General features: G+C 66.4%; 35 protein-coding genes and 1 pseudogene. 17 read left to right on the top strand and 19 right to left on the bottom strand.

Features of this window, described 5'->3' with window-relative positions; genetic code table 11:
- The first annotated feature begins 224 nt into the window (after nt 1-224).
- Entirely contained in the window at nt 225-920 is a 696-nt protein-coding gene (locus tag RIN18_RS14610) for an O-methyltransferase (protein ID WP_309104714.1), read from the top strand.
- A gap of 27 nt (nt 921-947) precedes the next feature.
- On the opposite strand, the gene RIN18_RS14605 is transcribed toward RIN18_RS14610, so the two are convergent.
- The 4 genes from RIN18_RS14605 to RIN18_RS14590 form a co-directional block, all read right to left on the bottom strand.
- Nucleotides 948-1,301: a YnfA family protein gene (locus RIN18_RS14605; protein ID WP_309104713.1), complete on the bottom strand. Its 354-nt coding sequence runs from the start codon at nt 1,299-1,301 to the stop codon at nt 948-950.
- 30 nt (nt 1,302-1,331) lie between these two features.
- Nucleotides 1,332-1,790 (bottom strand): MerR family transcriptional regulator, encoded by a 459-nt coding sequence (locus RIN18_RS14600; RefSeq protein ID WP_309104712.1) that lies wholly within the window; start codon nt 1,788-1,790, stop codon nt 1,332-1,334.
- Nucleotides 1,787-2,125 (bottom strand): hypothetical protein, encoded by a 339-nt coding sequence (locus RIN18_RS14595; RefSeq protein ID WP_309104711.1) that lies wholly within the window; start codon nt 2,123-2,125, stop codon nt 1,787-1,789. Before RIN18_RS14595 ends, RIN18_RS14600 begins: the two co-directional genes overlap by 4 nt.
- A gap of 71 nt (nt 2,126-2,196) precedes the next feature.
- Nucleotides 2,197-2,673: a nucleoside deaminase gene (locus RIN18_RS14590; protein ID WP_309104710.1), complete on the bottom strand. Its 477-nt coding sequence runs from the start codon at nt 2,671-2,673 to the stop codon at nt 2,197-2,199.
- A 140-nt stretch (nt 2,674-2,813) separates the two neighbouring features.
- Between RIN18_RS14590 and RIN18_RS14585 the strand changes: the two genes are divergently transcribed.
- Nucleotides 2,814-3,599 (top strand): DNA/RNA non-specific endonuclease, encoded by a 786-nt coding sequence (locus tag RIN18_RS14585; protein WP_309104709.1) that lies wholly within the window; start codon nt 2,814-2,816, stop codon nt 3,597-3,599.
- Nucleotides 3,600-3,611: 12 nt separating this feature from the next.
- On the opposite strand, the gene RIN18_RS14580 is transcribed toward RIN18_RS14585, so the two are convergent.
- On the bottom strand, nt 3,612-3,962 hold the full coding sequence (locus tag RIN18_RS14580) for a MerR family transcriptional regulator (RefSeq protein ID WP_309104708.1): 351 nt from the start codon (nt 3,960-3,962) through the stop codon (nt 3,612-3,614).
- On the opposite strand from RIN18_RS14580, the gene RIN18_RS14575 reads away from it, so the two are divergent.
- The gene (locus tag RIN18_RS14575) at nt 3,876-4,853 is read left to right on the top strand and encodes an NAD(P)-binding domain-containing protein (protein ID WP_309104707.1); all 978 of its coding nucleotides are present in this window, start codon (nt 3,876-3,878) and stop codon (nt 4,851-4,853) included. The genes RIN18_RS14580 and RIN18_RS14575 overlap by 87 nt on opposite strands.
- 17 nt (nt 4,854-4,870) lie before the next feature.
- On the opposite strand, the gene RIN18_RS14570 is transcribed toward RIN18_RS14575, so the two are convergent.
- From RIN18_RS14570 to RIN18_RS14555, 4 genes are read right to left on the bottom strand one after another with little or no spacing between them, the layout of a single operon-like run.
- Nucleotides 4,871-5,305, bottom strand: a complete 435-nt coding sequence (locus RIN18_RS14570) for a DUF6463 family protein (protein WP_309104706.1) — start codon at nt 5,303-5,305, stop codon at nt 4,871-4,873.
- A 45-nt stretch (nt 5,306-5,350) separates the two neighbouring features.
- A complete protein-coding gene (locus RIN18_RS14565; RefSeq protein WP_309104705.1) occupies nt 5,351-5,824 on the bottom strand; it encodes a DUF2867 domain-containing protein in 474 nt (157 codons plus the stop codon).
- Nucleotides 5,821-6,534 carry a class I SAM-dependent methyltransferase gene (locus RIN18_RS14560; protein ID WP_309104704.1) on the bottom strand — a complete coding sequence of 238 codons (714 nt, stop codon included), beginning with the start codon at nt 6,532-6,534 and terminating at the stop codon, nt 5,821-5,823. Before RIN18_RS14560 ends, RIN18_RS14565 begins: the two co-directional genes overlap by 4 nt.
- Nucleotides 6,535-6,571: 37 nt before the next feature.
- Complete coding sequence (locus tag RIN18_RS14555) at nt 6,572-6,994, bottom strand: DUF6463 family protein (RefSeq protein ID WP_309104703.1); 423 nt, start codon at nt 6,992-6,994, stop codon at nt 6,572-6,574.
- A 187-nt stretch (nt 6,995-7,181) separates the two neighbouring features.
- Between RIN18_RS14555 and RIN18_RS14550 the strand changes: the two genes are divergently transcribed.
- Together RIN18_RS14550 and RIN18_RS14545 are read left to right on the top strand one after the other, a co-directional pair.
- The gene (locus tag RIN18_RS14550; RefSeq protein ID WP_309104702.1) at nt 7,182-8,216 is read left to right on the top strand and encodes a hypothetical protein; all 1,035 of its coding nucleotides are present in this window, start codon (nt 7,182-7,184) and stop codon (nt 8,214-8,216) included.
- Between the two features lie 123 nt (nt 8,217-8,339).
- Nucleotides 8,340-8,636 (top strand): hypothetical protein, encoded by a 297-nt coding sequence (locus RIN18_RS14545; RefSeq protein WP_309104701.1) that lies wholly within the window; start codon nt 8,340-8,342, stop codon nt 8,634-8,636.
- 38 nt (nt 8,637-8,674) lie between these two features.
- Here RIN18_RS14545 and RIN18_RS14540 read toward each other — a convergent pair whose 3' ends face one another.
- The 3 genes from RIN18_RS14540 to RIN18_RS14530 are packed head-to-tail and all read right to left on the bottom strand — an operon-like array spanning nt 8,675 to nt 10,286.
- A complete protein-coding gene (locus RIN18_RS14540; protein ID WP_309104700.1) occupies nt 8,675-9,199 on the bottom strand; it encodes an AAA family ATPase in 525 nt (174 codons plus the stop codon).
- 32 nt (nt 9,200-9,231) lie between these two features.
- A complete protein-coding gene (locus RIN18_RS14535) occupies nt 9,232-9,729 on the bottom strand; it encodes a hypothetical protein (RefSeq protein WP_309104699.1) in 498 nt (165 codons plus the stop codon).
- Nucleotides 9,726-10,286, bottom strand: coding sequence for a dihydrofolate reductase family protein (locus RIN18_RS14530; RefSeq protein WP_309104698.1), 561 nt, complete (start codon nt 10,284-10,286; stop codon nt 9,726-9,728). Before RIN18_RS14530 ends, RIN18_RS14535 begins: the two co-directional genes overlap by 4 nt.
- A gap of 211 nt (nt 10,287-10,497) precedes the next feature.
- Here RIN18_RS14530 and RIN18_RS14525 point away from each other — a divergent pair, with 211 nt between their 5' ends.
- Entirely contained in the window at nt 10,498-11,193 is a 696-nt protein-coding gene (locus tag RIN18_RS14525; RefSeq protein ID WP_309104697.1) for a response regulator transcription factor, read from the top strand.
- 42 nt (nt 11,194-11,235) lie between these two features.
- Nucleotides 11,236-12,447: a sensor histidine kinase gene (locus RIN18_RS14520; protein ID WP_309104696.1), complete on the top strand. Its 1,212-nt coding sequence runs from the start codon at nt 11,236-11,238 to the stop codon at nt 12,445-12,447.
- Nucleotides 12,448-12,477: 30 nt separating this feature from the next.
- Here the strand turns inward: RIN18_RS14520 and RIN18_RS14515 are convergent, their stop codons facing one another.
- The gene (locus RIN18_RS14515) at nt 12,478-12,876 is read right to left on the bottom strand and encodes a hypothetical protein (RefSeq protein ID WP_309104695.1); all 399 of its coding nucleotides are present in this window, start codon (nt 12,874-12,876) and stop codon (nt 12,478-12,480) included.
- A complete protein-coding gene (locus RIN18_RS14510; protein WP_309104734.1) occupies nt 12,869-13,279 on the bottom strand; it encodes a VOC family protein in 411 nt (136 codons plus the stop codon). The genes RIN18_RS14515 and RIN18_RS14510 overlap by 8 nt, the downstream gene beginning before the upstream one ends.
- A gap of 212 nt (nt 13,280-13,491) precedes the next feature.
- Here RIN18_RS14510 and RIN18_RS14505 point away from each other — a divergent pair, with 212 nt between their 5' ends.
- A complete protein-coding gene (locus tag RIN18_RS14505; protein WP_309104694.1) occupies nt 13,492-13,806 on the top strand; it encodes a LacI family DNA-binding transcriptional regulator in 315 nt (104 codons plus the stop codon).
- Here the strand turns inward: RIN18_RS14505 and RIN18_RS14500 are convergent.
- Nucleotides 13,784-14,602 (bottom strand): MerR family transcriptional regulator, encoded by an 819-nt coding sequence (locus RIN18_RS14500; protein ID WP_309104693.1) that lies wholly within the window; start codon nt 14,600-14,602, stop codon nt 13,784-13,786. The genes RIN18_RS14505 and RIN18_RS14500 overlap by 23 nt on opposite strands.
- 50 nt (nt 14,603-14,652) lie before the next feature.
- Nucleotides 14,653-15,267, bottom strand: a complete 615-nt coding sequence (locus RIN18_RS14495; RefSeq protein ID WP_309104692.1) for a TetR/AcrR family transcriptional regulator — start codon at nt 15,265-15,267, stop codon at nt 14,653-14,655.
- A gap of 126 nt (nt 15,268-15,393) precedes the next feature.
- Between RIN18_RS14495 and RIN18_RS14490 the strand changes: the two genes are divergently transcribed.
- The 7 genes from RIN18_RS14490 to RIN18_RS14460 all read left to right on the top strand — a co-directional run bounded on the left by RIN18_RS14490 (nt 15,394) and on the right by RIN18_RS14460 (nt 20,862).
- Nucleotides 15,394-16,011 (top strand): TetR family transcriptional regulator, encoded by a 618-nt coding sequence (locus tag RIN18_RS14490; protein WP_309104691.1) that lies wholly within the window; start codon nt 15,394-15,396, stop codon nt 16,009-16,011.
- Nucleotides 16,012-16,028: 17 nt separating this feature from the next.
- Entirely contained in the window at nt 16,029-17,030 is a 1,002-nt protein-coding gene (locus RIN18_RS14485; protein WP_309104733.1) for an alpha/beta hydrolase, read from the top strand.
- Between the two features lie 50 nt (nt 17,031-17,080).
- The gene (locus tag RIN18_RS14480; protein ID WP_309104690.1) at nt 17,081-18,091 is read left to right on the top strand and encodes an alpha/beta fold hydrolase; all 1,011 of its coding nucleotides are present in this window, start codon (nt 17,081-17,083) and stop codon (nt 18,089-18,091) included.
- A 90-nt stretch (nt 18,092-18,181) separates the two neighbouring features.
- Nucleotides 18,182-19,093 (top strand): alpha/beta fold hydrolase, encoded by a 912-nt coding sequence (locus RIN18_RS14475; protein ID WP_309104689.1) that lies wholly within the window; start codon nt 18,182-18,184, stop codon nt 19,091-19,093.
- Nucleotides 19,094-19,305: 212 nt separating this feature from the next.
- The gene (locus RIN18_RS14470; RefSeq protein WP_309104688.1) at nt 19,306-19,845 is read left to right on the top strand and encodes a pyridoxamine 5'-phosphate oxidase family protein; all 540 of its coding nucleotides are present in this window, start codon (nt 19,306-19,308) and stop codon (nt 19,843-19,845) included.
- Nucleotides 19,846-19,953: 108 nt separating this feature from the next.
- Nucleotides 19,954-20,355, top strand: coding sequence for an HNH endonuclease signature motif containing protein (locus RIN18_RS14465; protein ID WP_309104687.1), 402 nt, complete (start codon nt 19,954-19,956; stop codon nt 20,353-20,355).
- A 51-nt stretch (nt 20,356-20,406) separates the two neighbouring features.
- A complete protein-coding gene (locus tag RIN18_RS14460) occupies nt 20,407-20,862 on the top strand; it encodes an NUDIX domain-containing protein (RefSeq protein WP_309104686.1) in 456 nt (151 codons plus the stop codon).
- 53 nt (nt 20,863-20,915) lie between these two features.
- Here RIN18_RS14460 and RIN18_RS14455 read toward each other — a convergent pair whose 3' ends face one another.
- Entirely contained in the window at nt 20,916-21,536 is a 621-nt protein-coding gene (locus tag RIN18_RS14455) for a small multidrug efflux protein (RefSeq protein WP_309104685.1), read from the bottom strand.
- Nucleotides 21,537-21,688: 152 nt separating this feature from the next.
- Between RIN18_RS14455 and RIN18_RS14450 the strand changes: the two genes are divergently transcribed.
- Entirely contained in the window at nt 21,689-22,372 is a 684-nt protein-coding gene (locus tag RIN18_RS14450) for a GPP34 family phosphoprotein (RefSeq protein ID WP_309104684.1), read from the top strand.
- A 62-nt stretch (nt 22,373-22,434) separates the two neighbouring features.
- Here the strand turns inward: RIN18_RS14450 and RIN18_RS14445 are convergent, their stop codons facing one another.
- On the bottom strand, nt 22,435-23,169 hold the full coding sequence (locus tag RIN18_RS14445; protein ID WP_309104683.1) for a MerR family transcriptional regulator: 735 nt from the start codon (nt 23,167-23,169) through the stop codon (nt 22,435-22,437).
- Between the two features lie 80 nt (nt 23,170-23,249).
- Nucleotides 23,250-23,726, bottom strand: a complete 477-nt coding sequence (locus RIN18_RS14440) for a carboxymuconolactone decarboxylase family protein (protein ID WP_309104682.1) — start codon at nt 23,724-23,726, stop codon at nt 23,250-23,252.
- Nucleotides 23,727-23,987: 261 nt separating this feature from the next.
- Between RIN18_RS14440 and RIN18_RS14435 the strand changes: the two are divergent.
- Nucleotides 23,988-24,346, top strand: a pseudogene (locus RIN18_RS14435) (ABC transporter substrate-binding protein); the annotation flags it as partial.

Raw genomic sequence — 24,346 nt, 5'->3', positions numbered from 1 at the left:
TGATCAGGAAGGCAATGCTCATGGGCTCACTTTCAGAGTCGTTGCTTCCGCACAGTACCGCACGGGCGCGCGTCCTCGGGCTGGGATCCGCGGATGCCGGTACGCACGCACGACGAGGGAACAGTTGCCGGACCCAACCGCGGCGAGTCGTCCGGCATCGGTACTTCCCTCGTGCAGCTGTACCCCTCCCACGGCCGGTAGGACGAGCCCCTACCGTGGGAGTCATGACACAGACCACCCCGGCGAATCGCTACCCCGCGGCCCCGCTCTGGCGTGCCGTCGACGACTACTTCTCGGATGCCCTCGTGGGCGAGGATGCCGCCCTCGTCGCCGCTCGCGACTCGGGCGCTTCGACCACGATGCCGAACGCCGAGGTCGCCGCGAACCAGGGCGCGTTGCTCGGGATGCTGGTGCAGATCGCCGGGGCTCGGCGTGTGCTGGAGTTCGGCACGCTGGCCGGCTACTCGACCATCTGGTTCGCGCGGGCCGTCGGAGAGACCGGACGCGTCGTGACGTTCGAACTCGAGGAGCAGAACGCCGCGGTCGCGCGCGAGAACCTGACGCGTGCCGGCGTCGCCGACCGAGTGGACGTCGTCGTCGGCCCGGCATCCGACTCGGCGCAGCAGCTCATCGACAGCGGCGCCGAGCCGTTCGATTTCGTCTTCATCGACGCCGACAAGCCGAGCAATCCCGCCTACCTCGCCGCGGCGCTCGAGCTCACCCGACCCGGGGCGGTCATCGTGATCGACAACGTCGTGCGTGACGGCGCGGTGGCCGATCCCGACAGCGACGATCCGCGCGTGCAGGGCGTCCGCCAGGTCGTGGCCGACATCGCCGCCGATCCACGGCTCGAGGCGACGGCCCTGCAGACGGTCGGCGTCAAGGGTTGGGACGGCGTGATCGTGCTCCGACGCAAGTAGGGCTCGCCTCGCAACGAGCCACCGGGCTCATTCGGATGCTTCTGCCTGCTGCAGCAGGGGAGCGAAGATGATGATGCCGGCGCCGATGAGGCAGACGACTGAGCCGACGTAGTCCCACGTGGTGGGCTTGAAACCGTCGACCACGATGCCCCAGGCGAGCGAACCCGCCACGAAGATGCCGCCGTACGCGGCGAGCACGCGGCCGAAGTTCGCGTCGGGCTGGAACGCGGCGACGAACCCGTACGCGCCGAGGGCGACGATGCCGAGCAACGCCAGCCACCAGCCGCGGTTCTCCCGCACCGCCTGCCAGATCAGCCAGGCTCCGCCGATCTCGGCCGCAGCGGCGATGACGAACAGGATGATGATGCGTGCGACCGTCATGCTGTCATGATGCCAGCGCGGCGGGCATCGTCACGTCGTCGTTGCGCCGGCACGGGCCCGGTCGGGCGTCTCGCCGTCGCCCACACCTGCGATGCCGGCGAACGGAATCGGGCAGTTGTCTTCGAGCGCACACTGTTCGAGGTCGTCGCAGTCGCTGGCGATCACCTCGCGCAGGGTGCCGGCGATCTGCTCCAGCGCCTGGACCTTCGACTCGACCTCGCCGAGCTTCGCTTTCGCTCGCTCGGCGAGACGTGGTCGTCGGCGATGAGCATGGGTTCCTGCATCGATGAGCTCCTCGATCTCGTCGAGGGTGAAGCCCAACCCTTGAGCGGCTTTGATGACCCGCAGCAGCGTGACCGCGTTCTCGTCGTAGGTGCGGTGCCCGCCGAGGGTCCGCTCCGGATCTCCGAGCAGACCTCTCCGCTCGTAGTAGCGGATGGTCTCGGGGTTCACTCCGGCTCGAGACGCGAGCTCTCCCGCCCGGATCATGAGCGGGTACCGGCGGCTCGTTCCGCCGATGCGATCAGGCCGGAGAGCACATCCGAATGCCGATCGGGCACGCCGACCGTCATGGTGAGGTGCTCGGCGTCGTCAGTCAGCGCGAATGTGAAGAACGAGCAGCACTCGGTTTCCCTCGCGACCAGTTCTTCGGCGCGAGCTCTGCTGCCGCGGTTCAAACGCAACTCGGCCTGCACCGGCGAGATCGAGGCCACCGAGCGCAACTGCTCGCGGAACAGGTCATCGAATTCCCGTTCTCGGAGCGGCCGTTCCACGGTCGGCAAGGAGCACGACGCCGGCGCCCAGGACAGCTCTGTGTCGGTCATGATCTCAGGCTAAACCCGTACCCGGGTACGGGATGCAAGGGTGAGATCGAGAAATATGACAGCAGCCTCGATCACGCGAACCGGGCGCGATGAAGCTCCTGCATCTCGGGTGCCAGCTCGAGTGCCGGTCCGTCGACCACGGCGCCGGGCACGACCGCGGTGATCGGCAGCGAAGCGACGGGCCCCGGGGGAACGCCCCATTCGCGCAACCAGGATCCGAGTTGCTCCGACGAGACGGCATAGACGATGCGCCCGAGCCCCACCCAGCCGTGACTGGCCGCGCACATCGGGCAGTGCTCACCGGAGGTGTAGACGGTGGCGGAGGCGCGCTCGCTCGGGGTCAGGTTCTCAGCGGCCCACCGCGAGATCTCGAATTCCGGATGCCGCGTCGCATCTCCGTCCTTGACCCGGTTGCGGTCTTCGAACAGCGTCTCGCCGTCAGCTGAGACGAGGATCGACCCGAACGGCTCGTCTCCGTCGTCGAGCGCTTCCCGCGCGAGCTCGACGCAGCGCCGCAGGTGCTGCACATCGACATCAGAAACAGTCATGACTTCCCTTTCGTGCACCGGTGGTACGGAACGCTACTCCTCTGCGTCCGCAAGGGAGCGGCTCCTCCGCAGGCAACAGGCGGGTGAACACCTCGTACAGCAGCGCGCCAGGTGTCGGCGGCATCCGACACGATGGAGTCATGGCAGACGGCTACGACCCCGATTTCCTGACGACCGCGCTGCCGATGCCTCGGCCCTCGAACGAGGTGCGCACTCTCCCCTATCCGCGGTTCTCGGTGCTGCTCGACCCCGAGCGGCGTCTGGCCGCCGTCACCGGGGTGAACATCGACGGCGCGGCGCTGCGCAATGTGCCGCGTACGGGCGACTGGCAGCTCGACCCGCGCGTCGACGACCGCGAGCAGACGGGACCTGCGGTCTACGCCCGTAATGACCTCGACCGCGGGCACCTCGTGCGGCGCCGCGACCCCGGGTGGGGAGACGCCGGTGAGGCTCGTGATGCCACCGAAGCGACCTTCTTCTACCCGAATGCTGCCCCGCAAGCCGCCGGCTTCAACCAGTCGAAGGAGCTCTGGCTCGGCCTCGAAGATCATGTCCTCGCGTATGCCGAGACCACCGACCAGCGCCTGTCGGTCTTCACCGCACCGGTGCTCGCCGAGGCGGACCCGCCGTACCGCGGCATCCGCATCCCCCTCCGCTTCTGGAAGGTCGCCGCCTGGCAGGGATCGGCCGGGCTCGCCGCCGCCGGCTTCCTGCTCGACCAGACCGAACTTGTCGGCACACCCGAGGGACTGCTCGCCGCGCCTCCGCTCGGCGCCTTCCGCACCTTTCAGGTGCCGGTGTCCGACATCGCCGAGATCACCAGGATCGACCTCGGGCCGCTGCCGGATGCCGACGTCCTGCCGAGGCGAACAGCGAAACCCGCCGCGTGGCGACCACTGGCGTCGCCCGCCGACATCATCGTGTGACCAGCGGGCCGCTCACATCGCCCGGGCGATGATGTCATCCAGACGCGCGCGAGTCGTCTGCAACTCGTGAATGGCGCCGTCGATCCGGTCGCGTTGCTCGATCATCCCTGTCACCAGCCCCTCGCATCCAGGGGCCAGCAGGTCTTCGATCTCGACGACGCACGGCAGCACCTCGAGGATCTGCGCGGTGCTGAGTCCTGCAGCCAGCAGAGTCCTGATACGGCCGACCGTGGCGACGTCATCCGCACCGTAGACGCGATATCCGCTCGGTCGTCGTTGCGGTGCAAGCAACCCCTGCTGCTCGTAGTACCGCAGCGCCCGAACGCTCACACCCGACCGTCGCGACAGCTCACCGATGCGCATCCCGACCTCTTCTTGACTCTGACATTGGCGTCACGGTTTAGCGTAACCGCCATGACATCCGTTACCGTTCTCGGGCTCGGCCCGATGGGACACGCCCTTGCCATCACGTTCGCAGCCGCGGGCCATCGCACCACCGTCTGGAATCGCACCCCTTCGAAAGCGGAAGACCTCGACGCTACCGTCGCCGCAACCGCGGCAGTAGCCATCGAATCCAGTCCGCTCGTCATCGCCTGCCTGCGCGACTATGACGTCGTGGCGTCGGTCATCGACGCATCCGCGCTCAAGGGCCGGACCCTGCTGAACATCACGGGCGGGTCACCTGCTCAGGCGCGAGCGATGGCGGCCTGGGCGTCCGCTCACGACATCGCCTATCTCGACGGCGTCATCATGTCGACTCCGGATGCCATCGGAAGCGACCGTGCCGCGTTCTTCTACAGCGGATCCGAGACCGCGCTCGAGAGGCACCGCGACACTCTCGCAGCGCTCGGCCCGAACTCGGAATTCCTCGGCGCGGATGCCGGCCGGGCTGCCGCACTCGATGTGGCTCTGCAGGACATGCTTTGGACATCGATGACCGGTGTGGCGCACATGTTCTCGCTCGCGGCGGCGGAGGGCATCTCCCCGCAGTTCGTCTCGACGCACGCGAAGGGGCTGGTCGGGTTCTTCCCCGACATGATCGACATGCTCGACGAGCAGTTGCGCTCCGGCGAGTTCGCAGGCGAGGCGGGCTCGATCGACTCGGCGGCAGTCGTGATGGACAACATCCTCGACACCGTTCGCGCCAATGGCTTGGACGACAGCGTGCTGACGGCCGCTCGGGCGCATGTGCAGAGGGCCGTGGATGCGGGCTACGGCTCCGAGGGGTTCGGCAGGCTCGCGACGCTGCGATGATCAGCGGCGTCGCGCGGTCAGGCGGACGCTCGGATGCCGTCGGCGGCCAAGGCTTGGGCGCGCTCCTTCCCTGACGCCCCGGTGAGGAAGAGTGCACCGACCACGGCGAACAGCGGCGCGCCGGAGACCGGCAGCAGACTCGTGCAGAACACGCCCCAGACGATGAAGATCCAGCCGACGATGCGCGGCATCCCGCGTCCTTCGCGCGCCGCGGTGACGGCGAGGAGGCCGACGACGAACAGCGGCACGGCGAAGCTTCCGGGAGTGATCCAGAACGCTTCGGCGATCGGCAGCTGCTCGGCATCCGGCCGCATGCTGACGGTGCTCCACCATCCCTCTGCGACGATCCGCTGCCAGACCTCGGCGCGGGCGATCGACGTCAGGGTCAGGTGAACGAGCGCGCCCGCCATCGCGATCCATCCGCCCGCGGCCGTGAAACCTGGCTTCTTCATCTGCGTCCTCTTCCTCTTGATCCCAATGATGTTCGGCCCGGGGTATCACGCGGCGCGTTCGAGTCGCGCGGCGCGAGCGAGCATGCTCCGCACCATCGAAGCGTGCACCAGCCGCACCGGCAGCAGGTAGAACCACCCGAGCCGGTTGTGCACCTGCACGATCGTGGTCACGTCGACGAAGCCGTCGCTGCAGCGCACTGATGCGCGGAAGTCGATGTGCCGGTCGTCGGTGCCGACGATCACCTCGTCCCCGCTTCGCGCCAGCACGGCGAACGTCTCGCGTGAGCTGGGCCGGATGCCGACGAGCCCGACCAGCCGGTCGCGCAACGCCAGGGCGGCGCCGACCCATCGCGGCGGGTCGGAGAAGATCCGCCGAGCCCATTCGGCCGGGTCCGTCGAGGAGCCGGAAGTCACCTGCTGGCGCTGCCAGCTGATCCAGTCGCCACGGACGCCGGATGCTGCAAGCAGCGGCGTGATCTCGCAGGCGAAGGCAGAGCCCCGTCCGCGCGACCGAGTCACGCGGCATCCATCGGACGAGTGCCGCGATGGATGGCGACGACGCCGCGACTGAGGTTGCGGTATTCGACGTCATGCCAGCCGCACTCCCTGATCACGGCGGCGAGCGCCCGCTGGTCAGCCCAGGTCAGCACCGTCTCGGCGAGGTACCGGTAGGCGGGCGGATCAGCCGACGCGAGGCGCCCGAGCGCGGGAAGCAACCTCTGCACCACGGCACGGTGGCCCGCGCGCAACAGCGGGGTCGTCGGTGTTGAGAGCTCGCAGATCACGAGGCGTCCGCCGGGTCGGCACACGCGAGCTATCTCACGCAGCGCCCGCTCGGCGTCGCCGATGTTGCGGAGCCCGAACGAGATCGTGACGGCGTCGAAGCTCGCATCGGCAAAGGGCAGGTCGAGCGCGTCCGCATTCGCGAAGGTGAGGTGCGGATGCCGGCGCCGGCCTGCCGCCAGCATCCCCGGCGACGGATCCGACGCGACCACCTCGGCGCCGGCCCGCTCGAGCGGCACGGCGGAGGTGCCCGTGCCCGCAGCGACATCGAGGATGCGCTCGCCCGGCTGCGGCGCGATGGCTGCCGTCACCGCTCGACGCCACCGCGTGACGTAGCCGCCGGTCATCACGAGATTCAGCAGGTCGTATCGCGGCGCGACGCGGTCGAACATCGCGGTGACGGCGGCAGGCTGCCGATCGAGGCCGGGACGCGTGGCTTCCGGCATCCGCTCGTTCATACGGCGGTCGCGCCGTAGGCGGCGCTCATGCGGCGGTGCTGAGCTGGCCGGTCGAAGCCGTCCGCCCGATTGCTCGCCGGCTGCTTCCGCGAGCCTCGATGATCAGCAGCGTGGCCGCGATCAGCAGAAGGAGGAGGGGCGATGGTCCGGTCGCGGCGAAGGTCAGCACCACCCAGGCGGCGATGGCCCAGCCGATGAATTCGGGCGGAGTGATGCCGCGGCGGTCGAGCCACAGCACAGTTACGCCGACGAGCAGCAGCGGCGGGCCGAAGCTGAATGCCGAGTACCAGAACGCGACGCCGGCCTCGCTGAGCGCCGTGTACGTTGTCTCGCTCCACAGCTGCCCGTCGAACCAGGTGCCGAGATGAGCGGGCACCGTCTCTATGAGGCTTCCCACGGTGTGCCCGGCACCGGCCAGGGTGATGATCCAACCAGCCCATTTCGCCATACGCACGCTCCATTCGTGCTGCCGAGCCCGGACGCGCGGCTCAGACGGATCGACCGCTCGGGTGAGCGGGAGGAACGAGCCATGCGATGGCCCGCCTGCTCACCATAACATACAGACGTGTACGTATGCATGTCGGGCCCCGCGCGATCCGGCCGTTCGACGCCACCGGTGCTGCCAGAATCGAGGGATGCCATCCGAGCGGCGCGAGACGCTGCGGTTCAATCCGAACAACGCCACCACCGGGGTCGTCGAGCGCGTCTTCGCCGCCGACGGGTCGAGCCGCGTGCACAAGCAGCTGCGGCGTGCCGGCACGGTTCCCACCACGCCCTCTCATTGGAACTCTTCCGCGAACCCACAGGAGTGGAACTACTGGGCACGCGAGGCAGAGGTGTACGCCGACCGGCGCCTGCGGGCCTCACTGGAGGGCACCGGCCTCGACCTTCCGGCGGCGGACGTCACCACTGACGACGAGACCGTCGATCTGTGGCTCGAGGATGTTCGCGGCACCGCTGGGGTCGAGTTCGCTCTGACCGACCATGTCGCCACCGCCGCCGCCTTGGGCCGTTGGCAAGCTCGTCCCCTCGAGCCCCCGCCGGCCTGCGCATCGCGCGGCTTCCTCCGCGCGTACTCGACCAGTCGGCCCGGCGACATCAGCGTCGTCGACGATGACGCTGCGTGGCGGCAGCCGCTGGTCCGCGACACCTGGCCCGTCGAACTCCGCGACGGGTGGGCACGGCTCCTCGCCCACCGCGAGCAGCTGCTGAGTGTGATGGAGGATCTGCCGCGGACGCTCTGCCACCTGGATGCCTGGGTCTCGAACGTCATCCGCCGCCCGTCTGGGGAGGTCGTGCTGCTCGACTGGGCCTTCGCCGGCGACGGCGCTGTCGGTGAGGATTTGGGGAACTACCTGCCGGATGCCGTCCTCGATCTTTTCTGGCCGGCCGAACAGTTGGCCGAGCTGGAGGCAGCATGCTGGCCGGCATATCTCGAGGGATTGCGCTCAGCGGGCTGGGCGGGCTCGGAGCGCGAGGCGCGGCTGGGCGTGGTCGCGTCGTGCGTCAAGTACGCCTGGCTGTTGCCTCTTCTGCTGCAGCGGGCAAGCGCCGAACAGCACAGCGCCTACCACCAGCGTACGGATGCTGGGCAGCTCTACCGCCAGCGGGGCATCGTGTTGTCCCATCTCGCCGGCTGGTGCGACGAGGCTCTCGAACTCATCGGGTGAGGAATGGCATCACGGGGGCGCAGCACCTGGAGGCGCGCAAGGGACCGGTGTCGAACCCACCCCCGCCGAGCCCGATTGCTGTCCGGGCGCACGCATCGACGAAGGACGCGTAAGGTTCACTCCATGGGAAAACTCGAGTACAACAGCGCTCGACCTTCGATCGAGGTGGACGACAGTACTCTGGCGCACCTGAAGATCGTGATCGGGACGAAGCTGCGCCGCCAGGAGAGCTTCATGATGACATGGCTTCCGGAAGAGAGCACGTCCGCCGGTCGTCTCACGATCTGGATGCACCCGAGCATCCCCCTTGTCTTCGAGTTCGATGAGGCAAAACTGCCGACGATCGACCCGGAGCGGGTTCAACGCATGATGGAGCACCTGAACGCTCGTGGAGAGCTCGTACTCGATCAACTGATGTAGCTCTCTGGCGCACGAGCGGCGTCATCGACCATCCGTCATCACCAACCCGCCGCGACGAGGATCTCCTGCGCGACCTCGGCCGGGCTGCGATCGGTGACGTCGATGACGAGATCATCGAGCGCGACCGCGTCGAGACGGTGCTGCAGTTCCTGCATCCCTTCCAGGAATCCGGCCAGCTCCCACGGAGCATCGATCTCGTGACGGCGGCGCAGCCGCGCCTCGACGACCTCCGGTTCCGCTCGCAGCCGGATGACGTGCATCGTCGGCACCCCCAGCGCAGCGGCGAACGCCGCGACGTCCTCCGGGCGAGTGACGACGTAGGCGACCGCCAGCTTCTCCGCTCCTGCCTGCCTGGCGTTGTCGGCCAGATTGGCGAGATTCGCCAGGCCGAGCTGCAGGTTGTACGGGTCGTCAGGTGGTGCGGGCCACGCCAGCCGAAGGTAGTCGAAGTCCACGACCGCATGCGGGGTGCCCTTCCTCTTGAGCGCCGCGGAGAGCGCCTGCAGCGTGCTGCTCTTACCCACGCCGGAAGTGCCGTTGATGAAGACTGCCTCCGTGCTCATGTTTCCTGTCTACCCGTCGACGAGCTCGGCAGCTAGGCCGGCATCTCGATGTTCGAGAAGTGCGGATGGGTGAAAGGAAAGTCGGTCGTCGCCCACTCGTTCAGCGCTCGGTGCAGGGCCGCATAGAGACCGCCGGCATAGGCGTCCGGAGTCACCCACCAGCTGAGGTCGACGTCGTGCTCGAGCAGCTCGGGGGTGGCAGGCGTCCGGCGTCCGACGGGATAGAGGTAGCAGTTACCGATGTATCGCTCCTCGGCGAAGACGGCATACGCGAAGGACTCTTTGTCGCGGAACTCGCATTCATGCCAGACCAGATCGACGTAGTTGGACTCTTCGGTGACGGGTGCGGTGGGCCATCGGCCGCCGCGCGTTCTGCGGATGAGGCGGATGCTGGCGTTGATGCCGCGGACGTCGTCAACCAGGTGATGGCGAGTCAACGCTTCAGCGCGAAGCCCACCGTGGCGCAGCACGGTCGGCGCCTGCCAGCCGGGAGGGGTGATCAGCCGCCTGATCAACCTCAGATGCGTCACCCCTCCGATTCCTTCGCGGCGAAGGTGAGGATGATGATTCCGCTCGACAGCACAGTGGAGTCCGTCAGGTCGAATGAGCCTGAAACCCCGGTACGGTACAGCAGGTCGTCCGAGGTGCCTGTGCCGAGCAGGAACGGATGCACCCACAGGCGCAGTTCGTCGAGGATCCCCGCTGCGAGCAGATCGCGGGAGAGGTCGCCGAAACCGTACTGCACGATGTCGCCGCCCTCCTTCTTCCGGAGCTCGCGGATCGCATCCACCGCGTTTTCACGCAGGACCGTCGTGTTCTGCCACGTCGGATCAGTCAGCGTCGTGGAAGCGACGTACTTGGGGAGGGCGTTGATCCGGTCGCTGAACGGATCGCCGGAGAGCTTCGACCACACGGGCACGAACCCTTCGTAGGTGTGACGACCCATCACCACGGCGTCGCACTGCTCCAGCAGTTCGATCTGCACGCGGTTGCCCTCGTCGCTGAAACTCCCGAGCGACGGCCAGTTCTGCGGGTCCTTGATGATTCCATCCAACGTGATGTAGGTGGAATTGATCAGCTTGGCCATGGCGGCCCTTTCTCTCGAGATGGATGACGATGTGCTCCTCGCAACGTAATCTCGCTGGGAGCGGGGTCACACGTGCCAGAAGTCACGGCGACGGCGACGGTCACGTCACGGCGACGGCGATGAGAGACCGGAAGCGTGACAGGTGACTGATGGCACGTTCGCGCCGCGAGGCGATTGTCTACACTCCTGGTAAACCACGGAGGAGGTCGACGTGACTGCCCCGCTTCGCGTACTGGTCGTGGACGATCAGCATCTGGTCCGTGAGGGCATCCGCAGCCTCCTCGAGCTGAGCCCGGACATCGAGGTCGTCGGAGATTGTTCTGACGGCAACGAAGCTCTGCAGTACATGACGGCCGGCAAGGCGGACGTGATCCTGCTGGATCTGCGAATGCCCGGCCTGGACGGAATCGCGACGCTGGAGGCGATGCGCGGACGGGGATTGAGCATTCCTGTGCTCGTGCTCACGACCTTCGACGACGATGACCTCGTCCTCAGCGCCCTCGAGGCCGGCGCGAAAGGGTACATGCTCAAGGACGTCACCCTCGGTGACCTCCTCACGGGCATTCATGCCGTCGCCGCAGGCGGAACCCTCCTTCAGCCTGCATTGACCGACCGCCTGCTGCGCGCGGTCGCACGGTACCCGCACGAATTCGCTCCGGCGCCGCAACTCGAGAACCTCACCGATCGTGAACGCGAAGTGCTGCGCCTGGCGGCGAGCGGTTGGTCCAATCGCCAGATCGCGAGAGGGCTGTTCCTGGCCGAGGGCACCGTCAAGAACCTCATGTCCAGCGTCCTGATGAAGCTCGACGTCACCGATCGGACACGTGCCGTATTGCGCGCGCTGGAGCTCGGCATCCTCACCCCGGGATCGAACCAGCCCATCGATGGAGGCGATCACCATGCGTGACTGGCGTCCCGCTGTCCCGTCGCGTCGCGTCGGGATGCTGCCATGACCCGAGCACGGCGGTCGCGATGGACTCCGCAACGCAAACTCGCGTGGGCAAGCATTGCGTGCGCGGACGTTCCTGCCCTCATCGTGCTGCTCGAGTCGCTCCTCACCGATCTCGGTGGCCCGGCCCTGCCGTGGGTGTGGTGGTCTGCGTTCCTCCTCTTCATCCTCACCCTGATGCTCGTTCACGGCATATTGCCTCGGCCGCAGTCGGTGCGGGTGAACGCGTTGCTGATCGGGCTGATCGCGATCGGCATCGCCCTCGTCGCGCTCTACCCCGAACAGGGAGGCAACGCGCTGCTGTTCGGCGTCGTCACGGTGGCGGCGATCTCGTACTACTGGCCCCTGCGCACCGTCGTCGCGGTAGCGACAGCTCAGACGGCGACGGTCGGGCTCATCTTCGGGTTGGCAGGTTGGCCGCTCGCCGACGTCCTGATGGGGGTGTTCGCGTATGCCAACTTCCAGGCGTTCGGTTCGCTGGTGGTGTTCGCTCTGAGGAACGAGTCGGAAGCGCGCAAGGAGCTCGCGTCGGCTCACGATGCCCTTGCTCTCGCGCACGCGGAGCTGCGGTCGACCGCAGCCCTGCTGGAGTCCTCGACGAGAGAAGCAGAGCGGTTGAGGATCGCACGTGACCTCCATGATCTGGCCGGCCATCAGCTCACCGCACTCTCCCTGGAACTCGAGGTGGCATCGCACCTGGCCGACGACGACGCCCAGAGCGCGCATGTGCTTCGAGCGCGATCCATCGCGAAAGACCTGCTCGGAACCGTTCGCAACGCGGTCACCCAGATGCGTGAGACGCCATCCGATCTCTCATCCGCGCTGAACCAGCTCGTGGCCGGCGCTCCGGGACTGGCGGTGTCGCTGGCGTTGACCGGCGAGTCGCACGTCACCACAGCCCAGACCACCGTCATCCTGCGCTGCGTGCAGGAGTCGATCACCAACGCCCTTCGGCATTCGAACGCGCGATCGATGCGGATCCGCGTAGACGTCACCGCGCAGGATGCCCGGGTGATCATCGCGGACGACGGTGCCGGGACGGCTCGAGTATTCCCCGGTCACGGCTTGACCGGTATGCGTGAGCGCGTCGAGCTGCTCGGCGGAACGTTGGCGGTGGAGTCGGCGCCGCAGGCGGGGTTCACCGTCTCGGCGGTGATTCCGCGCACGCGATCGCGACCGACGGATGCCGGGAACACAGCTGCCGAGGGGTGACATGCGCGAACGCCGTGCCACCCCTCGGAGCTAGACACGAAGTGAGCGTGCCTGAACGATCCCGAAAGCGAGCACGATGACACCCTGCAACACGGTCCACACCGTCCCGAATCCGTTCGCACCGAACGGATTGACCAGCGCGACCACGAACGACGTCGCAGCCCACAGGACGTTGATGATCACCAGCAGCCACGCGAGCCCCGCGGGCCGTCGTGCCGACCGCGCCACGGCGAGCAGCCCCACGGTGACGACGAGCAGGAAGACACCGACGGTCAGATACAGCGCGCTGGTGCCGCCGATCCAGCCCGGGAGCAGCTGGTTCAGCACCAGGTACAGGACGGCGTTCGCACCGGTGACGACGCCATCGATCAAGAACCATCGGCGGTAGCCGCTACGGCGTGGTGTGGATGTGGGGGCAGTGCTAGTCATGTGTGACTCCTTCGGTTTCCGCGAGCGCCGCCTCGGAGAGCTGCTCGACGAACTCGCCTGAGGGCGGGATGGGGGTGATGATGTCGAGCAGGACGCCGTCGGGCCCGACGAAGATCGCATGGCGTTGACCGAAGTCCTCTGATCGCAGCGGCAACACAGGGTCGAGCCCTGCCGCCACAAGGCGGTCGTGGACGGCGTCGACGTCGGCGACCTCGAAATTGATCAGGATGCCGCGCGCCGTCGTGCCGCGATACGCCTCGGGAATGGTGCTGTGGCGCGCGTCGAGAAGGGCGAGCTCCCACTGGCCGCTCTTGAGACTGATATACCACTCGGAATCGAACGTCACCTCGAATCCGAAATGCTCTCGGTAGAACGCCGCACCGGCGGCGACATCGGCGGTCATCAACACGGGATACATGCTCGTCACGTTCACCCCAGGTCCTTTCTTTCGTCATGAGCGTTTCCGAGGCTATGGCGGCGCTCACATCGATACAGGTGCCATCAGTCACGCCTCGCCTCGGATGGCGATGTCGTGACCTTCAGCACCTCCGTGACCCGACGGTGCCTGACTAATCTCGAAGCCGTGCACCTCGCGATGCCGGTAAGGAGCGGACTGTGCGTGAGAGACAGACCGCCGAATGCAACGCCCCGGATGAACGCCGTGACGTGCAGGGCGCGGTGGAGCCCCTGTCGCGAGCACCGACGATCGCGGACGTCGCGCGGACTGCCGGCGTGTCAAGATCGACCGTTTCTCGCGTGCTCAACGGGTCATCGGCGCTGAGTGAGGAATCACGGAATGCGGTGCTCGAGTCGATGGCCTCACTGAACTACGTGCCGAATGAGCACGCGCGACAGCTGGCCCGTCGGAGCACGCCCCGATCCCGAGAGGCGCGGGCTGACGTCAGTGTCACGCTCGGCGCGAGACCGTGACCGACACCTCGACGGCGAAGTCGTCCTCACTCTGACCGATGACGGCCTGTCTCACCTCGGCGTCGCCGAGATTCAGACTGCGCGCGGCGATCGAGTCGAAAAGCCCGACGACCGCGGGGTGAAGCGAGCCCTCGGGCAATTCCTCGCCCTCGACCGCTCGCCAGGTGGCCACCAACTCCGTGCGCGCGGGAAGCACGCCGGAGAAGGTCTCCGGACCACCTGCGCCCTCGGGCGCGAGAGTCAGAGTCGGCCAGCAGCACACGACTTCGATGGTCCCCCGCTCGCCCGCGCGCAACGCCGTCCAGAACTGACCTGACGGACCAAGGCCTGATGCGTGAAGCTGCGCAAATAGTGCAGCGAAGACCTGATTGGCGTCGTCGTCCGTCACCGCCTCGGCGTCGTCCACCGCGACGATGATGGCTTGACCGACGAATGGCTGGGCCGGCATGGTCCGCTCCCTGACGTCCACCGGTACCGCGAGAGCGCGAAGGACCCCCTCGGCTGCGCGGAAGGCCTGGTCTTCGCGCTCGCGCTGCTCGAGAACGTCGCGTCGATGGTTTGCCAGCGCATCCTCTGCCCCACCGGAAGCGATCGCCGCAGAGACGGCAGGCAAGGACACTCCGGCATCCCGAAGCGCACGGATCACGACACCCGCGCGTACCTGTGCCTCCGCATAGCGGCGATACGCGGAGCGCTCATCCTTGTCCGCGGGGACCAGCACGCCCTTTTCGTCGTAGTGGCGAAGCGCCTTCACGCTCAACCCCGTCAATCCCGCGAACTCACCGATTCCCAACATGGATCCAGCATCCCGCCTCCCCTAGCAGGAGGGTCAATCGGTGCCCTGGATCAGGCCGAAGGCGCCACCCCGAGGATGCCGCGCACGGCGCGTTCGACCAGTTCGACGTCGTGCGGTCGATGCCCGCGCACTTCGATGCCGAGCGACTCGAGCACAGTGAGGAAGGCGGCAGCCGACAGCTGTGCCGGGGGTCCGACGGGGATCGTCCCGTCGCGACGGCCGGCGCTGATGAGGTCGCTGACCTCGCCCTCGAGCCGTTCGTAGACCTCGCCCAACTCGCCGCCGATCGTGTGCTGCTGCCCGGCGAACTCGACGCGGAGGGTGAGCATCACGCTGGCGCCGTCGTGTTCGCGGCAGTACAGCGCATGACCTCGCGCCATCGCGAGGAGCGAGGCGAGCGGATCGCCCTCGGCGAGCGCGGGGCGGCGCACCTCGGCATCCCACGTCTCCTGGATCCACTGCACCACCGCGAGGGTGAGCTCCTCTTTGTTCGCGAACAGGTGATAGAGCGCGCCACGGGTGTATCCGGCCTCTTTCGCCACGCGTTCGAGGGCGAGATTGGCGTAGCCGTAGGTCGCGAGCCCGCGGGCCGCAGCGGTCAGCAGCGCCTCTCGTGTCTTCGCACGCCGGTCGGCCTGCGTCCGACGAACGACTGCCTCACCCATCGGCGCTCCTCGCATTCGGTCCGGTTGAAGTGTACATACATCGCTGCACGCAACTCCTGACCGGGATCACATGCGATTCTTGTTCATTTGAACTACTATTAGTTCATGCGAACAAAACCGTCAGTCTTGCAGCGTGCACGTCGGGATCAGATCGTCGAAGCCGCGATCAAAGCGTTGGCCGAGCACGGTGTGCGCGCGACTTTCGCCAACATCGTGGCGGCGGGTGGGCTCAGCAGCCCCGGACTCATCTCCTACCACTTCCGCGACCGCGTCGAACTGCTCGAGGCGGTCCTCGAGCACGTCGGCTCGCTCCGGGCAGATGCGACCCAGCGAGCACTCGCCATGATCGACCCTGCCGATCATGGCGCGAAACTGGTTGCCGTGCTCACGGCCGATCTCGAGCCGCTCACTTCGCAACCGACCCTGTTCGGTGCTGTCGTCGAGGCATTTCACGAGTTGCGGTCTGCTGACGGCCGGCTTCGCCACCTCGGCGACGACGAAGTCGGCAAGATGGCGACTATCCGGGCTGTACTGCAGGACGGGCAGGACGCGGGCGCCTTCGATCGGTCGTTCGATGCGTCCATGACAGCGCGGATCCTGGACGGTGCCAAGACTCAGTTTCTCGCGAGTTTCGCGCGCCGGCCCGATCTCGATGTCGACGCCTTCGCCTCCACCCTGCTCGAGATGGCGGACGCTGTGGCTCGCCCACGTACACCACGGAACTCCGGGATGGGCGAGTCATGAGCGGAATCGTGTCGACGATGATGCTTCGCCCGTTCCTGCGCCGGAGAAACGCGCGTGCGCTGCGCGACGCCGGGCGAGCGATCGACGAAGTTGTGTGGATTCAGGCCGCCGGTATTGACCACTTCGCCACGATCAGAGGCACTCGGGAAACTAACCCCGTCCTGGTTTTCCTCCACGGAGGACCCGGGGCCTCGCAGACCATATTCGGAAGGACCACGCTCGGGTGGGAGAACCACGTCACGATCGTTGAGTACGATCAACGCGGCACCGGCAAGACCCGTCGCCGCAATGGCGCTCCAGCACCCGGCGAGCTCACGCTCGATCGTCTGGCCAAGGACGTGGTCGAAGTCGTCGAGGAACTCAGGCGACGGCTTGGCATCGACCGCGTGATCCTCGCGGGGAGCTCCGTCGGCAGCACATTCGGGCTCAAAGTCGCAGCGGAGCGTCCCGACCTCGTGAGTGCGTACATCGGCGTCGATCAAAACAGCATTCCCGAGGCGGGCGACGAGACCTATCGGCTCACGCTCGAGACGCTGAGACGGAGCGGTCGGGCGAAGGGGGTCCGCGAACTCGAACGGATTGGCCCCGGCCATCGCCGGTGGTCTCAGGCCGAGTTCGACCGGATCGTCCGCTGGGCGATCTCGGCCGATCGGGGCATCCCGGACATGGTTATGGACGTGATGTTCCCCGCGATGATGACGTCACCGCTACACACAATGCGCGATATTCACGACATTTCTACGGGCATTGAAGACTCGATGACGGCGCTGTACCGGGAGCTCGTCGATTTCGACGCGAGGGCCGTGGCGACGCGGTTCGCCGTGCCGTTCTTCGTGTTCCAGGGCGACTCCGACGCCGTCACTCCCACCGAATTCGCCCGCGAGTACTTCGACCTTGTCACCGCACCAGTAAAAGGATGGCAACTGGCACCGAATTGCGGACACCTCGCAGCGTTCACTCGCCCGGAGGCATTCGAGCGATTCCTCGTCGAGTCAGTGCTCCCCGCCGCGGACGGGTGAGAAGGCGAGAGTGAAAGTCGCGGGGAGACCGTCCTCCTAGACTGACCGGCATGACTGATGAATCCGGCCGAGCAGTGATCGCGGATCTGTGTCGCATTCCTAACCCGGAAGCGATCGACCGCACGACATACGTCGAACTCGGCGGAGTCGAACAGTTCATCTCGATTCGAGGTCGGAACAGGACGAATCCGGTGCTCATCGTCTGCCACGGCGGCCCGGCCCTTACATTGCTGGCATCGTCATGGATCTGGCAGCGCGGAGTGGAAGAGTATTTCACCGTCGTCAACTATGACCAGCGCGCCAGTGGTAAATCGGCGGCCGGTGCGACCGCCGATATGGACCTGAGTGTCGACCGGTACGTCGATGATCTTGAGGAGTTGATCACCTGGATTCAGGGTGAGCTCGGCGTGACGAAGGTCGGCGTCCTCGGACACAGCTGGGGCACCATCATCGGCATCACGCTGGCCGAGCAGCGACCCGACCTGCTCTGGGGCTACATCGGTGTCGGTCAGGTGATCTCCGGTCCCGAGAATGAGGTCGAGAGCTTCGAACATGCGCTCCGCAGTGCGACGGCCGATCAGAATGAGGAGGCCCTCGCCGAACTTCACGCGCTCGGCGAGTATCCCGGCGCGCAGCCGTTGACCCTGGAACGAATCGTGACCTGCCGGAAGTGGGCGCACCACTACGGCGGATTGTCTGCGCATCGATCGGAATCCGACTACTTCATGGGATCGGCGGAACTGTCGCCGTACTACACAGAAGACGATCTGGACTTGATCGGCGTCGGCCAGCAGGCGACCATGCCGCAGGTGCTTCCGCAGTTGCTCGGCTTCGACGCCCGGGACCGCATCGCGTTCGATGTGCCCGTGCTGATGTTCCTCGGACGCCATGACTTCACCACACCGACGGCGCCCGTCGAGCGCTGGATCGAAAGAGTGACGGCACCGTCGAAGGACGTCGTCTGGTTCGAGAACTCCGCACATCTTTGCATGCATGAAGAGCCCGGCAAGTTCGTCGTGAGTCTCGTGAACCTGGCATTGCCGCACGCCATCGCCGGCTGAGCTTGGTGGCGGTGGCCGCCGCGCCATCGTTTATGATACGTGCATATCATCAGCATGATACGTTCGTATCAACGGCGAGGGCAGGTAGTGATGACGAAGACGACAGCGAAAGGCGTCGGTCGGTTCGTGACCGAACGCGCCGAACAGGACTACCACCTGGCCTACGAGGCGATGGAGCGTCTGTGGCCGATCCCTGTCGAACTGCTCGACATCCCCACCAGGTACGGGAGGACGCGGATTCGACGGTCCGGCTCAGGGAAACGTCCGCCGCTGATCCTGCTCCACGGGTTGAACGGCACTGGGCTGTCATGGCATTTCGCAGTCGAAGACCTCGCGCAGGAGCGTACGGTCATCGCGGTGGACGTGCTGGGCACCGCAGGTCGGAGCGTGCAGACAACACCGTTCGGGCGGGAAACCGATTTCGGTGAATGGTTCGACGAGATGCTCACCGGGCTGGGCCTGGGACAGGTGCACCTCCTCGGCGAGTCCAACGGCGCCTGGCATGCCGCGCGCCTCGCCTTGAGCGCAGGCTCACGTCTGCGCTCGTTGACCCTCATCGAGCCGAATGGCTTCATCGTGCGCCCATCCACTCGTGCGCTGCTGAAGTTCGCGCGGTTGTCTGCTCGACCTACAGCGGAGGGCTGGCGCCGGATGGCTGAGTGGCTGACGCCGGGTGTCAGCCTGACCGCCGAAGAAGCAGCCTGTGCGAAAGCGGCGATGCGGTTCCGACCCGGGATCGGCTGGGCGAAGGTGCTCTCCGACCATGATCTGGAAATCCTGACAATGCCGACGCTCGCCATCTTCGGCGCTGAGTCGGTCCTGAGTCAGCCGACAGCGGCGGCACAACGCCTCACGACGCGCCTCCGCGACGTCAAGACCGTCATCATTCCTGGTGGTGGGCATGGCGTCCACCCACAGCTGCCACATCTCGTCCGCCCACGAATCCAGGAATTTCTCGCCCATCACGATCACATCGAGACCGCTGGCGACGGGGACGTGTGAACACACTCCGGAGCGAACCGGACGCGCGCGCATCTCGCTCCTACCGAATCCTCCTGTGCCGCCACCGTGACGGGGTCCGTCGTCGTGCACGTGAGCGTCGGTGCGCAGAACGCGGTGAGCTTCACCGTCGAACTCGATGGATGCCGGCGGCTTGCGAGTCCGACCACCTGTGCGCTTCGAGCCGCGATTCACGCCCGCACTACGGTGGGACCATGGGCAAACTCTTCGATGAGATCGACACCAAGATGGCTTCGTGGATCGAAGCACAGCCACTGTGGTTCGTCGCCACCGCCCCGCTCGCCGAAACCGGACACGTCAACGTCTCACCGCGCGGGCACGACACGCTCTCCGTCCTTGGGCCACGCCGCGTCGCCTGGGTCGACTACACCGGCAGCGGCGTCGAGACGATCGCGCACCTTCGCGAGAACGGACGCATCTGCCTGATGTTCGCCTCGTACGGCCACCGCCCCCGAATCGTCCGCCTTCACGGCACGGGCTCCGTCCTCCTCCCCGGCGACCCCGGCTTCCACGAGGTCGTCGATCTGCACCCCGACAACCCGAGCACGCGTGCCGTCATCTCCGTCGACGTCACCAGGATCAGCGACTCGTGCGGGTGGGGTGTGCCTGTCATGGACGTGACCGAGGAGCGCGATCTTCTGCGGCGCCGAGCCGAGACGAAGGGCCCGGAGTGGATGGATGGTTACCGGCGCGAGAGGAATGCCGTCAGCATCGACGGCCTGCCGGGCCTGTAGGGAAGAGTTGCCAACGGTGCGCTAGAGACCGCCGTCGTCCGCCTCACAGCACTCGCCACGCGGCAGAATCGATCCGGTGGCGACCAGTCTGCGCGTTACGGTGAAGACGTGCCTTCCGGTCGCAAGTTCCCCGCTGCGCGGCGGTCGCCTGCGGCTCAAGCGAGGTATGCGAAGCGCCGGAAGCAACGGCTGGCACGCGTCGACAACGACCTGACATCCGACCAATGGGCCCGTATCCTTGATGCGTGGGGCGGCTGCGCATACTGCCGGGCAACGGATGCCGCCATGCAGCGCGACTGCATCATGCCGATCTCTCGCGGCGGTCGGTACACCCTCGAGAACGTGGTGCCGGCCTGCGCGTCGTGCAACGCCAGCAAACACAACGGCGAGGTCACTGCCTGGCTTCGGCGAAGGCGGCTGGACGAGCGTACCTTCCTCATCCGCCACGCGACGATACTGGAAGCGCTTCTGTCCGAGGGCGACCCCACAGAAGACCAGGGCGACGCGTGAACGCCACCCGCCCTTCATCAGGAGCTTGAACCGCGACAGTCGGGGGAAACCGTGCACCGTCCGCAGAAAGTGATCGCCTACATCGTCAGAGACGGCCGGCTGGTGGTGCTGCGCCACGCCGATCTGGCCTGGGACGAAGCCGGGTTTCAGGTTCCGGCCGGGACGATCAGAGCGGGCGAACTACCAGAGGACGCGGTGCTTCGAGAAGCTCGCGAAGAGACCGGCTTGGATGGGCTGCGCATCGTGCGACACCTGGGTGTCGGGGAGTACGACATGCGCCCTTACGCCGACGCGATCCATGCTCGTCACTACTTTCACCTCACGACCGACCACAGCGACATTCCCGAACGGTGGGAGGCGTTCGAGGACAACGATGGTGTCGGCGAACGCATCCGTTTCGAGTTGTACTGGATCCCCCTCGCGAAAGCGCATGTCATCAGCGGAGGTCAGGCAGCATTCCTCGGCCGCATCGATGCCGGTCCCCAGCCGAGCCGGTTCGACGAGTAGCCGGCCGGATACCGTGGTGGACGCCGTCCGAGTCGCTGCCGACTGACGGCGTCTCACCACCCCAGGAGAGCGAGCAGGCCCGCTGCGACAGCTGCCGCAGCGCCCGTCCACAGCACGATCGCGATGAGCTGCCAGAGGAGGACCCATTCCTTGCGCACTCCGGATGCGACGAAGAAGGCTGCGGTGAGCATGGTCGGTAGCGCGAGAGGGGCGAGGATGCTGGCGCCGGGAACGCCGAACTTGACCATCCAGCGCCGCAGCTTGGTGCGCCCCTTGCCGCGTCGCGTCGCATCCTCTTCGCCGTCTGCTTCCGGCGCATCGGCCGTGACCGTCGATGCGGTGGCGGCCGTCGACGACGGGGCCGCGCTCGCGTCACCCTGTGGCGCCGTACCGGCCGCAGCCGGGGCCGACGCGGCCGATCGCGCCGCGCGTCGCGCGACGACACCTCCGCGGATGCGCGACCCGAGCAGGACCACGCCGACCACACAGAGGAAGTTGCCCGCCACCGCGGCAAGAGCCGCGACCACCGGGTGGATGCCGGCGATGATGCCGAAGGCAGCGGCACCCTCGCCCTCGATGTAGGGGATGAACGCGACCAGCGCGACCATCACCGGCTGAAGGAGGTCAGGAACCTGGTTGATGAAGTCCTGAAGCCAGGGATAGGGGTTGTCCATCGGTTATTCGTTCCTCATGTCGGGTGCGGCGACGGGCGGGTGCCGGTCGCTCTGCAGAAGTCAAGACCGTGTGCCCAGAACACGGTCAAGCGAGGGGTCCCGGCACCGCGGGAGCTTGACCTGGTCCTGGGAGCGCGGTTTTGACTTGACGTATGACAGATGAACTGATGTCGGAAGAACCCCTGATCGTCGAAGACACGCTGCTTCTGCTGTTCCAGCCCGATTCCGGCACCATCGCCGGAGAGAACATCCTTTTCTATGTGCTCGGAGGCGCGGTGCTCGCCGATCTGGCTCTCGCCGGCCGAGTCGAGGCGGAGGAACATGGGTCCGTCACTCGGGTACGGGCGGTCGGAGTCGGTGAAGCCCCCGACCCGCTGCTGGAGCCGGCACTGTCATCGCTGTCGAAGAAGCCGCAGGACGTGCAGACCGTGCTCGCCGGTGCGGGTCCGCTCCTGCGCGAACCGGTCCTCGATCGTGTCATCGCCCGCGGCGACCTGCGCCGCACGGAGGGCAAGTTCCTCCGATTCTTCCCCACGACGAAGATCACGCTGGCGAGCGATCGCCGAGACGGCCTGATCCGGAACGTGCGGGCCGCGCTCATCGACGGCGAACAGCCCAGCGCCCGGACCGCGGCGAGCATCGCCCTGCTGTCGGCAAGCGGCACGCTCCCCCAGTTCCACGCGGAGATCCCCTGGGGCAGCGATGTCCACACGCGAGCCAAAGCGCTGGAGAACGGTGACTGGGGAGCAGCTGCGGCCTCGAGCGCGGTGGTGCGAACGATGAATGCCGTCATCATGAACACGGTGATCGCGGCAACGGTGCTCCCCCGGCTGTGAGCCGAGTACACATCATCCGTCGGTGCCGGTGAGCTGCGCCTCTCAGGCCGAACGTGAGGCGCTCACTCCTCTGATGCGGCGACCACCGCCATCGCGATGGCGGTGCCACGGGCGATCACGTCGAGCTGCGCGGGGTTGTAGAGCGCGGCGACCGATTCCGCCACCATCTCCCAGGTGATCCGCGGCTTTCTCTTGTGGTGAGCGAGCGGATCACGCAACCACGGGTACGCCTGAAGGTCATGCGCCAGGCCCACCGCATATCTCACCGCCAGAGCGCTGCGCGTCTCCTCGTCAGCGTCCGGAGGAAGCGCATCGAAATCGAGACGCACGTCCTCGGGGTCGGACTCGAGCATCGCGCGGATGTCGCGCATGGCCTCGTCGTCGTACACCTGGGAGTAGATGAGCATCAAGGAACGGTCGGTGTCGGTGAGACGCGAACCCATGTTCTCGAAGCCCGGAGGCAGATCGGCGGTCGTCGCTCCATCGACGATCGTACGGATCTGGATCCGCGCCTCCTGCAGACGCTCGATCGTGGCGGCGAGCTCGGCATCGATGTCTTCCAGCGCCGCGGCCGCACGATCGTCACCCGCGGCGACACGGTCGATCTGATCGACCGGCACCCCGAGCTCGCGCAGACGACGGATGCGCAGCAGCTCGACGAGGTGCCGCACCTCGTAACTCTTGTACCCGTTCGACGACCTCTGCGGCTCCTCGAGCAAGCCCACCCGGTGATAGTGCCGAACCGTGTTCACCGTTGTTCCGGCTAGTTCAGCGACCTGCCTCGTGCTCCACACCATGACCGGCCCCGCCTTCCGCTCTCTTCGCCTGCCTCATTCTCACGCCGGTTCGGACGCGATAGGGCTGCACCCTCGCGGTCTCACGATCGGATGACCTTGCCGTCGACATCTCGAGGGCGGACGGGATGCTCGCTGAGGATGGAGATGCGGTTGAACGCGTTGATCATCACCGCGACCCATTCGGCTGCTACGAAGGTCGTCTCTCCCAGGACGGAGAGCGCCCCTGACAGATCTGCTGTCGACTCCTCGGTCAGCGGAAGCGTCGTGGTGGCTTCGGTCACCGCGAGTATCGCTTTCTCCCGCTCATCGAACAGGGAGCTCTCCCGCCATGCCGGGAGCATGTCGAGCTTCTGCTGAGGGATCCCGGACTGCCTCGCCTCCCGGGAATGCAGATCGAGGCAGAAGGCGCATGCGTTGATCTGCGATGCTCGCAGCTTGATGAGCTCAGACTCCTGCGGCGAGACCCCGCCCTGCGCCGCCCCCTCCCGTATCGCTGCCGAGAAAGCCACTGCGGCCTGCCACGCGTCGGGCATGACCTTGTCCATGAACGGGCGCATGTGACTCCTCCTAGGGACGTGGACTCCTTGATATCAGTATCCGCGCAGTGAACTCCCTGTTGTCGGCACATGGTCAACAATCGGGGTCCGCAGTTCCCACGCCAGAACGTTCACCCCCCCGTGTCTCGACGTTCACCTCTTCGCCCTAGATTGAGTGCGGCCGCGCGACCGCGGCTAGGAATCCATCAGATCTTTGTGTACTCAATACAATTCAGAGGTAATGTCATCCCTGACACACCTCGAAGGCGAGAAAGGACGAACATGGTCGACATGCGGAAGAAGCGCTGGTCACTCATCGGAATCACGGCGGCGACGGCGATCGCCCTCGCGGGATGCTCTGCCGGTGCAGAGCCGACCGGCGAAGAGACCGGCAGCAGCGAAGGCGGCGGTGAGGGCGGCACGCTCATCGTCTACACCAACTCCAACAGCGACGGCCGTGGCGAATGGATCACCGAGCAGGCGGCTGAAGCCGGCTTCGAGATCGAGATCGTCGGCCTCGGTGGCGCCGACCTCACCAACCGCATCATCGCCGAGAAGAACAACCCCGTCGGCGACGTCGTGTTCGGCCTGAACAACATGTTCTTCGAGCAGCTGAAGGCCGAAGAGGCCATCACCGCCTA

Origin of the sequence: Microbacterium sp., from assembly GCF_031179285.1 — a bacterium.
GTDB lineage: Bacteria > Actinomycetota > Actinomycetes > Actinomycetales > Microbacteriaceae > Microbacterium.
This window is presented reverse-complemented; position numbering and strand designations above follow the sequence as displayed.

Bases quoted from the DNA above. Each gene is read 5' to 3' on its own strand.
- RIN18_RS14610 (WP_309104714.1), top strand. From the start codon at position 225: ATGACACAGACCACCCCGGCGAATCGCTACCCCGCGGCCCCGCTCTGG.
- RIN18_RS14605 (WP_309104713.1), bottom strand. From the start codon at position 1,301: ATGACGGTCGCACGCATCATCATCCTGTTCGTCATCGCCGCTGCGGCC.
- RIN18_RS14600 (WP_309104712.1), bottom strand. From the start codon at position 1,790: ATGATCCGGGCGGGAGAGCTCGCGTCTCGAGCCGGAGTGAACCCCGAG.
- RIN18_RS14595 (WP_309104711.1), bottom strand. From the start codon at position 2,125: ATGACCGACACAGAGCTGTCCTGGGCGCCGGCGTCGTGCTCCTTGCCG.
- RIN18_RS14590 (WP_309104710.1), bottom strand. From the start codon at position 2,673: ATGACTGTTTCTGATGTCGATGTGCAGCACCTGCGGCGCTGCGTCGAG.
- RIN18_RS14585 (WP_309104709.1), top strand. From the start codon at position 2,814: ATGGCAGACGGCTACGACCCCGATTTCCTGACGACCGCGCTGCCGATG.
- RIN18_RS14580 (WP_309104708.1), bottom strand. From the start codon at position 3,962: ATGCGCATCGGTGAGCTGTCGCGACGGTCGGGTGTGAGCGTTCGGGCG.
- RIN18_RS14570 (WP_309104706.1), bottom strand. From the start codon at position 5,305: ATGAAGAAGCCAGGTTTCACGGCCGCGGGCGGATGGATCGCGATGGCG.
- RIN18_RS14560 (WP_309104704.1), bottom strand. From the start codon at position 6,534: ATGCCGGAAGCCACGCGTCCCGGCCTCGATCGGCAGCCTGCCGCCGTC.
- RIN18_RS14555 (WP_309104703.1), bottom strand. From the start codon at position 6,994: ATGGCGAAATGGGCTGGTTGGATCATCACCCTGGCCGGTGCCGGGCAC.
- RIN18_RS14550 (WP_309104702.1), top strand. From the start codon at position 7,182: ATGCCATCCGAGCGGCGCGAGACGCTGCGGTTCAATCCGAACAACGCC.
- RIN18_RS14545 (WP_309104701.1), top strand. From the start codon at position 8,340: ATGGGAAAACTCGAGTACAACAGCGCTCGACCTTCGATCGAGGTGGAC.
- RIN18_RS14540 (WP_309104700.1), bottom strand. From the start codon at position 9,199: ATGAGCACGGAGGCAGTCTTCATCAACGGCACTTCCGGCGTGGGTAAG.
- RIN18_RS14530 (WP_309104698.1), bottom strand. From the start codon at position 10,286: ATGGCCAAGCTGATCAATTCCACCTACATCACGTTGGATGGAATCATC.
- RIN18_RS14520 (WP_309104696.1), top strand. From the start codon at position 11,236: ATGACCCGAGCACGGCGGTCGCGATGGACTCCGCAACGCAAACTCGCG.
- RIN18_RS14515 (WP_309104695.1), bottom strand. From the start codon at position 12,876: ATGACTAGCACTGCCCCCACATCCACACCACGCCGTAGCGGCTACCGC.
- RIN18_RS14510 (WP_309104734.1), bottom strand. From the start codon at position 13,279: ATGACCGCCGATGTCGCCGCCGGTGCGGCGTTCTACCGAGAGCATTTC.
- RIN18_RS14500 (WP_309104693.1), bottom strand. From the start codon at position 14,602: ATGTTGGGAATCGGTGAGTTCGCGGGATTGACGGGGTTGAGCGTGAAG.
- RIN18_RS14495 (WP_309104692.1), bottom strand. From the start codon at position 15,267: ATGGGTGAGGCAGTCGTTCGTCGGACGCAGGCCGACCGGCGTGCGAAG.
- RIN18_RS14485 (WP_309104733.1), top strand. From the start codon at position 16,029: ATGATGCTTCGCCCGTTCCTGCGCCGGAGAAACGCGCGTGCGCTGCGC.
- RIN18_RS14480 (WP_309104690.1), top strand. From the start codon at position 17,081: ATGACTGATGAATCCGGCCGAGCAGTGATCGCGGATCTGTGTCGCATT.
- RIN18_RS14475 (WP_309104689.1), top strand. From the start codon at position 18,182: ATGACGAAGACGACAGCGAAAGGCGTCGGTCGGTTCGTGACCGAACGC.
- RIN18_RS14470 (WP_309104688.1), top strand. From the start codon at position 19,306: ATGGGCAAACTCTTCGATGAGATCGACACCAAGATGGCTTCGTGGATC.
- RIN18_RS14455 (WP_309104685.1), bottom strand. From the start codon at position 21,536: ATGGACAACCCCTATCCCTGGCTTCAGGACTTCATCAACCAGGTTCCT.
- RIN18_RS14450 (WP_309104684.1), top strand. From the start codon at position 21,689: ATGACAGATGAACTGATGTCGGAAGAACCCCTGATCGTCGAAGACACG.
- RIN18_RS14445 (WP_309104683.1), bottom strand. From the start codon at position 23,169: ATGGTGTGGAGCACGAGGCAGGTCGCTGAACTAGCCGGAACAACGGTG.
- RIN18_RS14440 (WP_309104682.1), bottom strand. From the start codon at position 23,726: ATGCGCCCGTTCATGGACAAGGTCATGCCCGACGCGTGGCAGGCCGCA.